The sequence below is a fragment of the Pedobacter sp. G11 genome (assembly GCF_003860265.1).
Taxonomy (GTDB): domain Bacteria; phylum Bacteroidota; class Bacteroidia; order Sphingobacteriales; family Sphingobacteriaceae; genus Pedobacter; species Pedobacter agri.
This window is the reverse complement of record NZ_CP034190.1, coordinates 4,436,262-4,451,756: the sequence shown is the minus strand read 5'-3', so window position 1 is coordinate 4,451,756 and position 15,495 is coordinate 4,436,262. Positions and strand designations below refer to the sequence as shown.

At 39.3% G+C, this 15,495-nt stretch carries 9 protein-coding genes; 6 read left to right on the top strand and 3 right to left on the bottom strand.

The window, feature by feature from the left end; genetic code table 11:
• The first annotated feature begins 110 nt into the window (after positions 1–110).
• The 4 genes from EA772_RS19165 (at position 111) to EA772_RS19150 (ending at position 5,053) form a co-directional block, all read left to right on the top strand.
• Entirely contained in the window at positions 111–965 is an 855-nt protein-coding gene (locus EA772_RS19165; RefSeq protein WP_124914566.1) for an SDR family oxidoreductase, read from the top strand.
• Between the two features lie 28 nt (positions 966–993).
• A complete protein-coding gene (locus EA772_RS19160) occupies positions 994–1,818 on the top strand; it encodes an ion transporter (RefSeq protein WP_010601067.1) in 825 nt (274 codons plus the stop codon).
• A 366-nt stretch (positions 1,819–2,184) separates the two neighbouring features.
• Complete coding sequence (locus EA772_RS19155; RefSeq protein WP_124914565.1) at positions 2,185–3,537, top strand: putative sensor domain DACNV-containing protein; 1,353 nt, start codon at positions 2,185–2,187, stop codon at positions 3,535–3,537.
• A gap of 157 nt (positions 3,538–3,694) precedes the next feature.
• On the top strand, positions 3,695–5,053 hold the full coding sequence (locus tag EA772_RS19150; protein WP_124914564.1) for a PAS domain-containing protein: 1,359 nt from the start codon (positions 3,695–3,697) through the stop codon (positions 5,051–5,053).
• A 290-nt stretch (positions 5,054–5,343) separates the two neighbouring features.
• Here EA772_RS19150 and EA772_RS19145 read toward each other — a convergent pair whose 3' ends face one another.
• Positions 5,344–7,428 (bottom strand): hypothetical protein, encoded by a 2,085-nt coding sequence (locus EA772_RS19145; protein WP_124914563.1) that lies wholly within the window; start codon positions 7,426–7,428, stop codon positions 5,344–5,346.
• Between the two features lie 77 nt (positions 7,429–7,505).
• A complete protein-coding gene (locus EA772_RS19140) occupies positions 7,506–7,757 on the bottom strand; it encodes a hypothetical protein (RefSeq protein ID WP_124914562.1) in 252 nt (83 codons plus the stop codon).
• Between the two features lie 189 nt (positions 7,758–7,946).
• Here EA772_RS19140 and katG point away from each other — a divergent pair, with 189 nt between their 5' ends.
• Complete coding sequence (gene katG, locus EA772_RS19135; RefSeq protein ID WP_124914561.1) at positions 7,947–10,223, top strand: catalase/peroxidase HPI; 2,277 nt, start codon at positions 7,947–7,949, stop codon at positions 10,221–10,223.
• 170 nt (positions 10,224–10,393) lie between these two features.
• Positions 10,394–10,576 (top strand): hypothetical protein, encoded by a 183-nt coding sequence (locus EA772_RS19130; protein WP_124914560.1) that lies wholly within the window; start codon positions 10,394–10,396, stop codon positions 10,574–10,576.
• A gap of 89 nt (positions 10,577–10,665) precedes the next feature.
• On the opposite strand, the gene EA772_RS19125 is transcribed toward EA772_RS19130, so the two are convergent.
• A complete protein-coding gene (locus EA772_RS19125; RefSeq protein ID WP_124914559.1) occupies positions 10,666–15,492 on the bottom strand; it encodes a chemotaxis protein CheB in 4,827 nt (1,608 codons plus the stop codon).
• Positions 15,493–15,495 lie beyond the last annotated feature (3 nt).

The following is a 15,495-nucleotide window of genomic DNA, read 5'->3' as shown; positions in this document are numbered from 1 at the left end:
CAATTACAACAAGTATGTTTAAGCAATCCATAAAAAGTACTTCTACGGTTATAAAACTTTGATCGCTGTTAAAATGTTATCGGTGGAAGATTATTTGATTAAACGTTATCATGATGAAAAAGCAAAAGACTCCAGCCAAGCAAAAAAAGCAACCCGGTATAGAATCAAAAATGAATCCCGCTCCGGAAGTGATTAAAAGTACCTATAAAGGCGCTGGCAAATTGATTGATAAAGTAGCGTTGATTACCGGAGGTGACAGCGGTATTGGAAGATCAGTTGCGGTACATTTTGCAAGGGAGGGTGCACAAATTGCGATTGTGTATTTTAATGAAGAGGGTGATGCAGAAGATACTCAAAAAATGATCGAACAGGAGGGAAGAACGTGTTTACTCATTAAGGGCGATGTGAAAAAGCCTGCTTTTGCCAGGAAGGCTATCAAGCAGGTTGTGAAGCAATTCGGTCAGCTTAATATTTTGGTTAATAATGCTGGCATTCAAGTACCACAAAAAGATCCTAAAAAAATTGATGATAAACAGCTGGAAGATACTTTTCGAACCAATATTTTTGGTTACTTCTATTTTGCTCATGAAGCCCTCGAGCATCTTCATCCGGGCGATAGTATCATCAATACTACATCGGTAACAGCTTACCGTTCATCGCCTAACTTAATTGATTATTCCTCAACTAAAGGAGCAATTACTTCCTTCACCCGTTCACTGGCAACCAATTTGGCCAAGTCGGGTATCAGGGTTAATGCTGTAGCACCCGGCCCCGTTTGGACACCACTTATAGTTTCTACTTTTGACGAAAAAAAGATTAAATCATTTGGTTCAGAAACCGCAATGGAAAGGGCAGGACAACCTTCAGAAGTTGGACCTGCTTACGTATTCCTGGCTTCAGCGGATGCATCATTCATAACAGGTCAGGTTATCCACGTCAATGGAGGAGAAGTGGTGAATGGCTAATGTGATTGCAAATCATTAATTTTACATCATGAAACCAAAACCATCTGAGCATTGGCGTTTTCGATTGCATGAAGTGATTTACGAATCAAACACACGTGCGGGAAAAGCTTTTGATGTTGGGTTACTGATTGCCATCTTTACCAGTATTATGGTGGTGATGCTGGATAGTGTGGTGAGCATACACCTAAAATATGGCGCATTATTCTACAAGCTGGAGTGGATATTTACAGGGCTATTTACGATTGAATATATCTTGAGGTTAGTTAGTATTAAGCAACCGATCAGGTATGTGTTTAGTTTACTGGGGATAATCGATTTAATTTCCTTATTACCTTCCTATTTGAGTATATTCTTTATCGGCGCACAATCGCTATTGGCTTTTAGGGCCTTAAGGCTGCTTCGGGTTTTCAGAATTTTCAAATTAGGTGAATTTTTAAGCGAAATCAATTTCCTTACACAGGCTTTAAAAAACAGCTTCAGGAAAATCAGCATTTTTCTGTTAACTGTACTCACCATTACGGTGATTTTAGGATCGATAATGTATCTGGTAGAGCAGAAAGAAAATGGTTTCTCCAACATCCCTGAAAGCATTTACTGGGCTATTGTAACCATCACTACAGTTGGTTATGGTGATATTTCTCCAATCACACCAATGGGGAAATTTGTTGCATCGGTTGTGATGCTGATTGGTTATGCGATCATTGCTGTTCCGACCGGAATTATTACACATGACATTGCAGTTGCAGCAAAATCAAAAAAGGAGATGCCCGAATCTTGTCCGAGCTGCAGTTTAGAAGGTCATGATGCCGACGCACTTTTCTGCAAGCACTGCGGCTCATCTTTGTTTAGATAATTGGTATTTATCTGATAAGAAATTTAAACAAATAATGCTCATCAGGTTTATTCTGCTTCACATTAAACAAATGTCCTTAATTGTTTGTATATTAATCAAGTTGAGCAGATTATCATGGTGCCATGCATTCCCCGGTAATGTATTAAAGAAGTTAGAAATTTAGGAAGCCATTCCTTTTTTCAAGATGCACAGATTTATACGGGGTAAAAAAGTAACGCCATGATAGCTGCATAACACTCTATCCCCACAATATTATACCAGGCATCAGCTGGTAAATAAAAAACATAAAACTTCCTGTGATAAAATTTAACAATCGGCTCGAAAAACTATTCAACTGCTCGGGTGTTTTATATTAAATCTTATCCTTTGGAAAATTCACGTCCCCAAGATCTTGCCTTACTGGTTCAAAATAAACTGAGATTGGCCAAAAACAGAACGACAGTTCCGGATATAGGTATTTTGGAAGCGCTCTTCGATTGCCTGTTCTTTTCGAGTATGTGCAAAGAAGAAAGTGATCTGATTCGGGTAACGGTAACGTTCATTGATCCCTCGAATCCTGACCCTACACCACCCAAGATAATCGTACCTGAAAGATGGAGCTTCGTTGCCTTCGAGCGGCCTATTGCCATGAGCACAAAATCTTTAGCTAAACTTTCTAAAGCAGCCGATCCGTCGTGCTCCTCGCTGGCCGTTTATTACAATGAACAAGGACAACTTTTTGTATGGGGCATGATAGACCAGGCGATGCATTATCAAAACTTTTTAAATTATGAGTCTGATACGCACTCTGAGCAACCTGGGCTTTTTCAGGTGGCTGTGAGCGACATTGGTACGCTCCATGTTTTGTTTGATTACGAACTTCTGGCTACGCTGAAACAAAACGTTTTGGTGAAGCGCTATCTGGATGTACTTACCATCGGGCCAATCTCAAAAATTTTAAAGAAAAATGCCGAGCTGCTAAAACTTAATATAAAAGAATATCTTACCGAGGCTTATCCTGAAGAAGCCTATGAAGATTGGGAAGAATATCTTGATGGACTTTGGATTCAAACCTTTTCGAGGTTGCTGCTGAAAATACAGAACTATCAACATGGCGGCGCAATACTCATTGCCGATGATCATGAAGACCTTGATATTAAATACAAAATTCACTACCAGCGTCTAACTAACGCAATGATTGCACATGCACGATCTGCGATTGATAACTTTTTTTTCGAACGTACGATAGATGAACAGCTCGAGGCTGGGAGACGTTCCATCAACAAGCGCCTATATCAACATGAAGCCTTGTCGATTAACACTAAAAAAGGAACTGGTGATGAGATTAGCGGAGCAATCAGCTTCATCGCTTCACAAAGCTGTGTTGATGGTGTGGTGCTTTTCGATAGAAATATGGTAGCCAATGGCTTTGGTACTGTACTTAGGGCTAAACGGATGCCACGTAAAATTTATGTTTCTGCTACCTCAACAGCATCATCAAAATCACTTACTGCTGATGATCCAAAACATTACGGAACGCGGCACAGATCGATGATTGCCTATTGCTGGAATCATCCAAACGCCTTAGGTTTGGTTATTTCACAAGATGGTGAGATCAGGGTATTTTCTAAAATTGAAGATAAATTAATCATGTGGGAGAACATTAAAACACAGCAATACATGACAAACAAATCTCAGCGGCAGAAAACTCAAATGCTTAAACCTAGTGGTCAGGCTTAATATTATGCCAACAGCTTAATCATTAGAAATAATCTAAATATGATTTGCTTTTTTTAGCGGATAATTTCATCAAAATACGATAAGTTTATATTTACATTCCTTTGCCGCTTGACATCAGTTTTACCAAAGCAGAAAAATAGCAGGCATAAACTTTAATATGATGAAAGTAAATGAACTATGGCTTAGCCGTGATGAAAGCACCAGATTAGCTACACTAAGCCGCTACAAAACCGTGTGCAGTCCTTCTGAACATGCGCTCGAAGATTTTGCGCAACTGGCTTGTGAAATATTTGATTTGCCCATGTGCCTGATTTCACTGGTAGATCAGGATAAGGTTTATCTAAAAGCATGTGTCGGTTTTACGGGATTGAAATCGCTACCCCGCACCGAATCGCTGCTTGGCCGGTTGTTGCCATCAAATCAAGTTACAATCGTGGATAGCCATGAAGAAACCCTTCAATTTTCCGGCTTACTAAATACTACTATTCTTTTTTGTGCCGGAGTGGCGCTTATCACACCCGATGGACATAACATCGGCTCCCTTTGGTTGATGAATGATCAGTCTACTGATTTTGAGTTAAAAAAACAATCTTTACTGATGAAGTTCGAACAGGTTCTTATCGATCGGATGGGCTTGTGGCTGGTTGCAGCTGAAGATGCAGCGATGCGGATACAGAATGTTAAACTCGTTTCAGAAAACGAAAGGGTAGTAGAGAAAATTTCGCACCTCATGGATTATCACCAGGAGATTTCAAATGCAAATAATGTACTGGAAGGTGTACTGGATAGCTTTGAAATGATTTTTCAGCAGGCACCCATCGCTATGGGTATTTGTTCGGGTGCTGATAAAAACATCTGGCAGGCAAATGCCATGATGGAGAAAAGTTTTGGAATAAATATTGTCGGCCAGCGGCTTCACCATTTAATCGTGGAAATAAACGGCGATGACTTCGAAAAGGTGGTGAACGATACTTACCAGCAGGCGAAACCTTTCCAGGCCAAAGAAGCAAAACTATTCATTGATTTGCCTGGTGAAAAAAAACATATCTATGCAAATTTATCGTTGCAACCTGTAGGCAGGATGGGAGATGAGCCGGATAACATCATGTTTATTATTGATAATGTGACCGAACAGGTATTCGAAAAACAGGTAATGGAAGAAGCAAATAATGTTTTGATTAACGCCATTGAAGATACTGACATGGGATACACCATTGTAGAGTTTGCCACAGGAAACATGAATGCGAATGCTAGGTTGAAACAAAACTATGGATATGCCCCGTTTGAAGCATTCAATTACGATGATTTGTTTGCTGCAATGCTGCCGGAATATAGAAGCGCTATTAAGGCTGCGGTAGAAAAAGCAATCGTAAACAGGAGTATCTATCAATCTGAATACCAGGTGCGCTGGCGTGATGGCTCAGTACACTGGATACGAGGTTATGGAAAACCCATCTACGATGCGAATGGTAAAGCCTCCCACATTATAGGTTTCAATAAAATTATTTCGAAATAGAACATTTATGATGTTCATTACGGGTACATATCTATTGGTTATTTGAGCTAAGTAATTTTGAGTTGGATAGCAACATTGCCATTTCAAACTGTGAGCATAAGCAGCGTTCGCAGAAAAAAATATTTAAAAAATGAGAAAGCCCCAAATTTCTAAGGGGCTATAAATTTTTGTTTTATCGACATCCATCTTTAAAACTAAACCAAACAAACTATATACCTAGACAACCAGATCTAAATATTGTTTTAAAAAAAAATAAATTTTCTAGATCGCCCTGCTGTTTTTGTTGATGATTACTGATCTAACCAAATCATTTGCGTAAAAGCTCCATTGGCTGCCACGTCCCAGGCTTCAACCCGAACCCATTTACGTCCGGCAAGCTTAACAGGCCAACTGAAAGTTTTCTTACCAAAGCTTTGCGTATCATTAAGGTTGATACGCTGGTGATAGATTTCTTTTCCATCACCTGATACAATATCAACAAAGTTTAATGGGAAGGTCCATTCTAAAGCCATGTTGATATTTGCGGTTCCAGCGGAAGTTAGCTTTAATGTTTCTCCAGATTTTTTGCCATTGATGCTGAAAGAAGGAATAAGCACTTCACCGGTAGAAACGAAAAATTTTCCCTTCCGCATGGCATCTAAAACACTTTGCCAGCCATGTTCATAGTTTGGCAAATTCGGCAACTCCAGATAATTTACGTTGAGGTGGGCATACATTTCGTTTTGATGGGTAATGGTAAAAATATCTGCTTCAGAGATGACATGTTTTCGAAGCCCCCAATTCGCCATATCATCGCCTAATTTTAAAACCCGTTGGCTTAAAGTTGGAATAGATAAATCTGCTGGAATGGCTTTCCAGGCGGCACCAAGAAAAGTTTCTGATTTAAAAAAATCTTCATCTTTATAAGCGTCCGGATAACCCGTTGAGGCTTTTGTACGGGCATGGGCTGTCCAGGCCAAACCTTTCTCCAGCTCAAGCAACTTTAACATTTCCTCTTTATTTCCTACGTGATAAACTTTTCCCAGTTTCGGATCGTCGACTACAAAAGATTCATTTGGTTTACGCGACATCACCCAATACACTGGCTTCGGAAAAAATGCCAACCAATGTCCGCCATAGAAGTTGTTCGCTTCTTCACCTGGCAAAAGCAGGAATTTACTGTCAGATAATCTTTTGGTTTGTTGAAATAAAGCACCCAGTTCTTTTAAGCGATCATTGTCGGGGCCTTTTGGATGCCCCGGCCCATGGAACTCTGCAAGTTTTACAATGTCCAAACCATGTTTTTTAAGCACATCAACAAATTCTGGCTTTTCCGGTACAGGCTTTCCAGCCAGTACCACATCCGAAATAAATTCATTATGAAAATGTGTAGCCATTGTTTTGTAACCAGGCACTGCTTTATATGAATCATTGTGTGTAAATTTCTTTACCTGCGCTAAAGCGGAAGTTGCATTGCCCTCATCCAGCAGGCAAAAGAAGTTTAACCTTTGTTGGGTTTTAGGGGGTGCATTAAACCAAGGTACGTATCTATTGTCGCCATAAGGATCCTGACGAATGCCCATCCCAAAACCTGGAATAAGTTTATGGAAGTTCTGGCCATACCAGGTAAATTTAAGGTTAAAGGCTTCATCCAAAGGATAGAAATACTGATGTGGCGCTGGAAATAATGCCAAACTTCCGCCAGGATTTTCACCAATGATGGTTCTATATTTAACTTCCAGGTTCCGGCTGGTATCTGTGGCAGATGGAGTAACCTGTTGCATCTGATCCTGAACATTTGCCCAGGCCATTGTTTTCCAAGTTGCTTTCTTGCTCACCAATCCGGCATCGTAAAGAATAGCTGTGGAATCGATTTCAGTTGACAATACCGCTGCAACATTGAAAAGTGGACTTCCATTGTAAAAAGTAATTTCAACATTTCCTTTGAAACGATCGGCATGAGCACCATCAATAGTTAATATAGTCTGCTGTCCATTGGTTCTTACGCTGGCATTCTGTTTACTTATTGTAACCGGATAGGAATGGAAAGGCTTTTTAGGAACGCGATCGAAAAATACATCCCAGCCACCACTTGATGGGCTTAGTGAGCGTTTGCCGATAGTAAGTACAAACGCAGGATCTAGATCAGATCCGATTTCTTTAAATATTTTTCCTTTAGCCAGCTGGATACTCTTAAGCATCGCATGATCATTTTCCAGATCGATAAGCATTTTGCCCGTTTGGTTGTTGCCAGCTGGCCAGGTCAAGGTAATAATCTTCTGATTAATGCGAACTTCAGATCCGTTTTTTTTAAACCCTGAGAGATCGACTTTTGATTCTTGTGCACCTGCATGTAGCGCAAAGAGAAATACATAGGTTAGAATAATTTTTCTCATAATAATTAAAAATAGAGAAAATAATTACCCCATTACCTTAGCTAAAGTAAAAATGATGATAGGTGTTTGAATAAGTTCTAAATCGATTTATCTTCCCCTTGCTCGTACCTGCCTTCCCCATATTTATCTTCATGAACGATAAGCGACTCTGGAGCAGCGCCGGCATTATTTGAGCCCGTTCCTGAAATTTTTGGAGTACTTAATATGTCGTTGTTATTTTGTTCGGGATGTTCTTCTACTGAAGTATTTCCTAAAGCCTTCTGGCTTAATTCTTCCTGGTCGTTTCTATCATTTTCCAGTTCAGGATTCTTGTTATCTGTATCTATCATAGCTATATTAATTTATTGAAGAACAACATTTCAAAATTAAAGTTTCGGAAAAATGTTATCTGGTAATAGATTTTGGCTATTGAAATATAGAATTAAATGATTGGGATTATCGCTATTAATCTCCTAATTTTATAATACTATCAAAACACATGGTTTGGGCATTTGTTCAGCCTATAAATATTTTAACTAATGGAAAAAGACTCAAACGACATCAGCAAATGCCCTTTTCACAATGGTAGCATGAAGCAAAATGTAGGCGGTGGCGGTACCCGAAACCGCGACTGGTGGCCAAATCAATTAAAGCTCAATATTTTACGTCAACAATCTGCTTTATCTGATCCGATGGATAAAGAATTTAACTATGCAGAAGCCTTCAATAGCCTTGATTTGGAAGCTGTTAAAGCTGATTTACATGCTTTAATGACCGATTCTCAGGAATGGTGGCCGGCAGATTTTGGTCATTATGGTGGCTTGTTTATCCGTATGGCGTGGCATAGTGCCGGTACATACAGAGTAGGCGATGGCCGGGGTGGTGCAGGTGCAGGCTTGCAACGGTTTGCGCCTTTAAACAGCTGGCCAGACAATGTAAGTCTTGATAAAGCAAGAAGATTACTTTGGCCGATTAAACAAAAATATGGTCGCAAAATCTCCTGGGCAGATTTGATGATCCTGACCGGGAATATTGCCCTCGAATCAATGGGTTTTAAAACTTTTGGTTTTGCAGGTGGCAGGGCAGATGTTTGGGAAGCAGACGAATCTGTTTATTGGGGATCAGAAAAAACGTGGCTTGGAGGCGATGTTCGTTACGCTCATGGATCAGACGGTGTTTCTGAAAGTGGTGGTGTTTTAGTAAGTGATGATGATGCCGATGGCGATGTGCACTCCCGTAATCTGGAAAAACCACTTGCCGCAGTACAAATGGGTTTAATTTATGTAAATCCTGAAGGTCCGGATGGTAATCCAGATCCGGTTTTAGCGGCAAAAGATATCCGAGATACTTTTGGTCGCATGGCGATGAATGATGAAGAAACTGTGGCATTAATTGCCGGAGGACATACATTTGGTAAAACACATGGAGCAGCCTCATCAGATCATGTAGGTAAAGAACCTGAAGCTGCGGGAATTGAAAGTCAGGGATTTGGCTGGCATAACAGTTACGGTTCTGGAGCGGGGAAAGATGCCATTACCAGTGGCCTTGAAGTAACCTGGACAACCACGCCAACGCAATGGAGCAACAATTTTTTTGAGAACTTATTTGCATTCGACTGGGAGTTGAGCAAAAGCCCGGCTGGCGCACACCAGTGGGTAGCTAAAAATGCTGATGCGATCATTCCGGATGCTTTCGATGGTTCAAAGAAACATTTGCCAACAATGCTTACCACGGATTTATCGTTGAGATTTGATCCTGCATATGAAAAAATATCCAGAAGATTTTTGGAAAATCCTGACCAGTTTGCTGATGCATTTGCGAGAGCCTGGTTTAAGCTTACGCACCGCGATATGGGTCCAGCGGCCCGTTATCTTGGGCCAGATGTTCCTCAGGAAGAATTATTGTGGCAGGATCCGATTCCAGCGGTGAATCATGCCTTGGTAAATGAAGCTGATGCAGAGGTATTGAAATCTAAAGTGCTGCAGTTAGGCTTAAGTGTTTCTGAACTAGTAGCTACTGCCTGGGCTTCGGCTTCTACTTTCAGAGGATCTGACAAACGTGGTGGTGCAAATGGTGCCCGTATTCGTTTAGCGCCTCAAAAAGATTGGAAAGTGAACAATCCTGCACAACTGCAAAAGGTATTAAACATACTGGAAGGCATTCAGAACGATTTCAATACTTCACAATTAGATGGAAAACAGATTTCTCTTGCCGATTTAATTGTACTTGCTGGCTCAGCAGCAGTTGAAAAGGCCATCAGCGATGGTGGTTATGCTAACAAAGTACCGTTTACTGCCGGTAGGATGGACGCCGCTCAAGATCAGACTGATGTGGAATCGTTTGGTTATCTGGAGCCACAAGCAGATGGTTTCAGAAATTATAGCAAAACAAAATATACCGTTTCTACTGAAGAATTATTAATAGATAAAGCACATTTACTTACCTTAACTGCGCCAGAATTAACCGTGCTGTTAGGTGGGTTGAGAACATTGGATATCAATTTTGATGGTTCAAAAACTGGTGTTTTTACCCACAGGCCAGGCCAGTTGAGCAATGATTTTTTTGTGAATTTGCTTGATATGAACACTGCATGGAAAGCACTTTCTGATGACAAAGAAGTATATCTGGGAAGCGATCGTAAAACCGGGCAGCCAAAATGGACCGCAACCCGGGCTGATCTGGTATTTGGTTCAAACTCAGAGTTAAGGGCAATTGCAGAGGTTTATGCCAGTTCGGATGCGAAACAAAAATTCGTAGATGACTTTGTTAAGGTTTGGACTAAAATCATGAATCTTGATCGGTTCGATTTAGCTTAAAATATCTTAACCTATAAAAAATGGCACCTTTTTGGGTGCCATTTTTTTTCTGTAGTTACTGATATTGCAATGGCTGAACGATGTCTTTCAGCAATATTACAAACCAAATTAAAATTGTAATAAACATTTCATTGCCATAGCTGTTAAAAATATAGTTCAACCTATTAGCTATGGATATCAATAAAGAAAATTATCACAATAACAGTCAGGAAAACGAATCAACAGTTCACCAAAACAATAAAGAGCAGAACCGCACTATTAGCGGCATAAATGATATCAGCAGATCATTCTGGGACGAGATTAATAACGAAATCAATTCGAATGATGTTCCCCTCTGGAGAATGTGGCGGTAGATTAGCGCTTGTTTTTATAAATAATAAAGGCCGATGCTTATTGTAAGTCATCAGCCTTAATTCGAATTTATGATGTTGTAGTAAACCTTTTATAGAGGTAACTCGAACCAAAATTCTGCACCTTTATTTTCTTCACTGTCCACTCCGATTTTTCCATTATGGCGATCGATGATTTCAGCGGAAATATATAGGCCTAAGCCTAAGCCGGAGAATAAGTGAGAAGACTCTTCCACTCTAAAAAATCTATCAAAAATATACTCAGACTTATCTTTGGGAATTCCGATACCGAAATCACGAACGGAAACTCTTAAAGCATTTTCCTTTAGCTCGGTTTTTATAACAATTTCATTAGCGTGTGGTGAGTATTTGAGTGCGTTAGACAGAAAGTTTGATACCACCTGCTCAATTCTATTTTTATCTGCATGCACCACCACATCCTTCTGAATATTCATGGTTACAGAATGATTCCCTAAACTTCCCTGCAAGCCATCAACAGATTCTTCAATCACTTCATTGATATTAAAGTTAGAAAAAGTGAAAACCATTTTACCTGCCTGAATCCGTGTTACATCTAATAAATCATCAACCAAAGATGTAAGTTTGCCGATCTGTTTGGTTGCCTTATCAATAAAGCCAGAAATATGTTCAAACTTTTCTTGCTGTGCCATTTTTAAAGCAAACTGCAAATAACCTTTAATACTGGTAATCGGGGTTTTTAATTCATGGCTGGCAATACTCATAAACTCATCTTTTTTGTTCATGAGGTCTTTAGTTGCTTTTTGAGCGATCATTAAATCGGTTACCTCGAAAGCGAAAAATGCAACACCATCAATTGCGCCACTATCTGAAAATACCGGGTTTAAAATGATATCAAACCAGCTATCTTTTGTTTTTCCTGTTTTCTCGTCCTTTTGCTGCAGTTTGTAAGAGTTAGCAACAAAGGTTTCTCCTGTTTGAAGTACCTTTTGCTCAATACTAATCAGCTCCTGGGTTTCGAACTGCGAACCATCTTTTAGCTGCTTTTTGCCAATATAATCACTTCCACCATCGAACTGAATAAAAGCTTCGTTTACAAATTCGTAAACAAGATCTTTCCCTCTCCGGATACTGATCAAAGCAGGTGCTTTTTTGAAAATGCTATAAAATTCGTCCTGTTGTTTTTTAATGAGTTTTTGAAGTTCAGTTCTCCGCTTCTCATTGTGCTTTTGCTTGCTGATGTCGATAATGTACGACACTGCATCTTTGCGATCTTCGTCGTCTAAAATTGCCGAACCCACCAATACATCAATGGTTTTGCCACTTTTGGTAATATATTGTTTTTCAAACGGCGGGCAGAAACCCTCATTTTTCACCAAATCTGCTGAGATCTTGCTAATTGGTAAAAAATCTGGAGGAGTAATGTCACCCCATTTAATTAAACCATCTTCCAGGTCTTTTGTGGTATAGCCCAGCATCTCAATAAAAACTTTGTTCGCCGTTTCAATTCTGCCGGTTTCCACATCAGAAAATATCATCCCAATTACGTTTGAATCAAATATTTTCCTGAATTTTTTTTCAGTAGAATTTAACTTTGTTTCCGTATCTATGAGTACAGTAATGTCAAGTATGGAGCCTACCATTCGGTACGGAATGCCGTTATCATCTAATAAAATGCTGCCACGATCGAGAATGGTAGCGTAACTTCCGTCTGCTTTTTGTAAACGATATTGTGAGGTCCACTGCGTTTCGGCATTATTGATGGCCTCATAAACACTATCTTTCACACGCTTGCGGTCATCAGGGTGAATGGTATCAAAAAAGAAAGAAATATTCTGGTTGTCCAGATTATTTTCATAACCAAACATCGTAGCGAAATTATCGTTTCGCCACATGGTGTTGTTCGCCAGGTTCCAATCCCAAATGGTATCATTTGTAGCTTTTGATACCAGGTTGAAACGTTCTTCGCTTTCAGAGAGTTTAACCGTACGTTCCAGAATTTTTTGTTCCAGTTCGGTATTTAGTTCCTTTAAATTTTCTCTGGTTCCAAGCAGTTCGTTATAGTTGCGTTTTAGTTTTTCTTCTGATAGTTTTTGTTTGGTAATATCCGTAATGGTTGCAGCAAATCCATCAGCCATTTTAACGGCAACAATTTCAATCCAAACCTTATCTGCCAGTTTAAACTCGAATTGTAGCGGCGTGCCTTTTTCCACTACACTAATGTATTTATTGAATAAATTACCTTCAGAAATTTCAGGAAGGTGTTCGAGCATTTTACCATTCAAAAGTTCTTTATGCTCTTTTTTAAGAATTCTTAATGAAGCATCGTTAAATGACAAACATTCAAAATCAGTAATAAAATGATGTTTATTTCGAACAGCTTTAAATGCAATCACACCGTTTAAACTGGCATTAAATACACCACTAATGATATTGCTCAATTCGGTAAGTTTCGAAATATCGACAAAAGTAACCACTACACCATCCGTTTTTTTATCTTTTCTGATGTAGGGCATAATGCGCATCAAACTGCTATTGCCGTTTTTAATTTGAACTTCTTTTTCTACAACATTACCTGTTTTTAAAACCGATTGGATATCGACGTTGAGATTTTCTGCCTTGATGTTGTTTGAAATGTGTTCAATGGAACGGCCAATATCAGCTTCAATCAAATTAACCATGCTGATTGCTGCAGCATTAAATTTCCGGATGAACATACCCGAATCAACAAAAATCTGCCCGATATCGGTACTCCGGAAATAATTATCTAAGTCATCGTTCAGTTCAATTAATTCCTTAATTTTTACCTGGTGCTCTGTATTTAGGGTATGTAATTCCTCATTCAGCGACTGAAGTTCTTCATTGCTTGATTGCAACTCTTCATTGGCAGAAAGCAATTCTTCATTGGTAGACTGAAGCTCTTCATTCGTAGTCTCCATCTCCTCAACGGCCAACTGCAGGTTATTCCGGGTTTCATTCAGTTCAGCCTCCAGCTCAAAAATGTATTCGTTTTGGTCGCCATCATGGTAAGCCACCATACCCAAATCATCCTTATCTGGAATAGTTTCCAGGGTACTTTCGCCAAAAATAATCATGGTAGAACCACTGGTATTCTTCTTTTCGGGCGGCTGTATAGAGATATTCAGATAAGTTTCTTTATTTCTATTCGCAAATCTAACACGTTTAAGATGAGTGCTTTTATTATCTTTCCAGGCTTTCCTTAATGCGGTATTCAAAATAATCGAAATTTCTTTCGGAACCATTTTTAAGATGTTGAGCTCAATTTTATCTTTTGGTAATGATAGAAACTGCCGGTAGTCGCCTATGGCATCTTGCATGATGTAAGATTTATCTACATATATGCCCACATAACCCAAATCCCGTGTTAGAAACTGGTTGAAAGATTTTTCAATCGGGCTAACAGAAAAATCATTAGCATGAGCATTTTTTTTATCCTGAACTGAGAGCGATCTCGAGCCCGTATTATAGGTGTTGTAAGTAGAATAATTGATTGTTCCAGTTTTCTGGTAAATCTTCCATTTGCTCGAAACTTCTGTTAATCCGGCTTTTAATGATGATGCTGTTTCACTCGAACCCAACATTAAGTAACCGCCGGATACCAGAGAAAAGTGGAAAATAGACAGGATTTTTTCCTGCAAAATGCTATTAACATAAATAAGCATGTTGCGGCAGGTTACCATATCATTTTTGATGAATGGCGGTGATTTAATCACATCATGTTTAGCAAAAACTACCTGTTTACGTATAGAAGCAACAACGCCATAAAATTTGCCATCCTGAGCAAAATATTTTTTGAAGTATTTTGCCGGAATCTCTTTACTAATATTTGATGGGTACTGGTTTCTTGAGGCAATTTCGATACTTTTCTCGTCGATATCTGTAGCGAAAATTTTAATGTCTATTTTCTTTCCTGATTTTGCAACACTTTCATTTGCGATAACGGCAACGGTATAAGCCTCTTGCCCGGTGCTACAGGCACAAACCCATATTTTTAAAGTATCACCGTCTGATTTTTGTTCAACGATGCGAGCAATCTGATCTGCAAATGCTTCAAAAGCGCCTTTATCCCTAAAAAATTTTGTAACACCTATTAAGAAATCCTGGCCCAGGATCGCCACTTCCTTTTGATTGCTTTTTAAGAAATGAACATATTGATCGAGCGTTCGAATATTATTTTCGTTCATTCTTCTGCCAATCCTTCTAATGATGGTTGGTGTTTTGTACAAGTTAAAGTCGTTTCCGCTTTGCAAATGAACCATTTTGAAAATTTCATCTAAAAGCTGCTCGTTTATTTTGCCATTTTCAAGTACTTTAATCGGCTCTTCATTTACATAATTGAAAAGTTCCTGATGCATTTCAGGAGCAGATAAAACATGATCGACATTGCCTGATGAAATGGCACTGTTAGGCATCCCATCGAACTTTGCGGTAGAAGGTTCCTGTGCGATAACCATTCCACCATATTCTTTTATGGCTTGAATACCTTTGGTACCATCAGTTCCCGTTCCGGAGAGAATGATTGCGATTGCTTTCTCTTTTTTATCTTCTGCCAGTGTGTACAAGAAGTGATCGATAGCGGTATTCGGAGCCTTAATTTGCGACTTTTCTGCCAGTTTTAGTCGGCCCTGGCTTACCGTCATTAGTTTGTTGTTGGGGATAATGTAAACACAATCCTGCTGAATGGCCATGTCATTTGCGGCTTCGAAAACCTTCATGTGGGTATGCTTGGCTACGAGCTCAACTAAAAGGCTTTTATAATCGGACGACAGATGCTGAATAACCACAAATGAGAAACTCGCATTTGTAGGCATATGATCAAAAAATTCATGTATGGCTTCTAAACCACCCGCCGAAGCTCCAATTGCAACAATGTATTTATCGTATCTTTTTGACGTCGCTTTAGTTACCTGATCAGTCATTCG

What these genes read in the sequence shown, in the direction of transcription:
- katG (WP_124914561.1), top strand. Translation starts at nt 7,947, where the DNA reads ATGGAAAAAGACTCAAACGACATCAGCAAATGCCCTTTTCACAATGGT.
- EA772_RS19150 (WP_124914564.1), top strand. Translation starts at nt 3,695, where the DNA reads ATGATGAAAGTAAATGAACTATGGCTTAGCCGTGATGAAAGCACCAGA.
- EA772_RS19130 (WP_124914560.1), top strand. Translation starts at nt 10,394, where the DNA reads ATGGATATCAATAAAGAAAATTATCACAATAACAGTCAGGAAAACGAA.
- EA772_RS19145 (WP_124914563.1), bottom strand. Translation starts at nt 7,428, where the DNA reads ATGAGAAAAATTATTCTAACCTATGTATTTCTCTTTGCGCTACATGCA.
- EA772_RS19125 (WP_124914559.1), bottom strand. Translation starts at nt 15,492, where the DNA reads ATGACTGATCAGGTAACTAAAGCGACGTCAAAAAGATACGATAAATAC.
- EA772_RS19160 (WP_010601067.1), top strand. Translation starts at nt 994, where the DNA reads ATGAAACCAAAACCATCTGAGCATTGGCGTTTTCGATTGCATGAAGTG.
- EA772_RS19140 (WP_124914562.1), bottom strand. Translation starts at nt 7,757, where the DNA reads ATGATAGATACAGATAACAAGAATCCTGAACTGGAAAATGATAGAAAC.
- EA772_RS19165 (WP_124914566.1), top strand. Translation starts at nt 111, where the DNA reads ATGATGAAAAAGCAAAAGACTCCAGCCAAGCAAAAAAAGCAACCCGGT.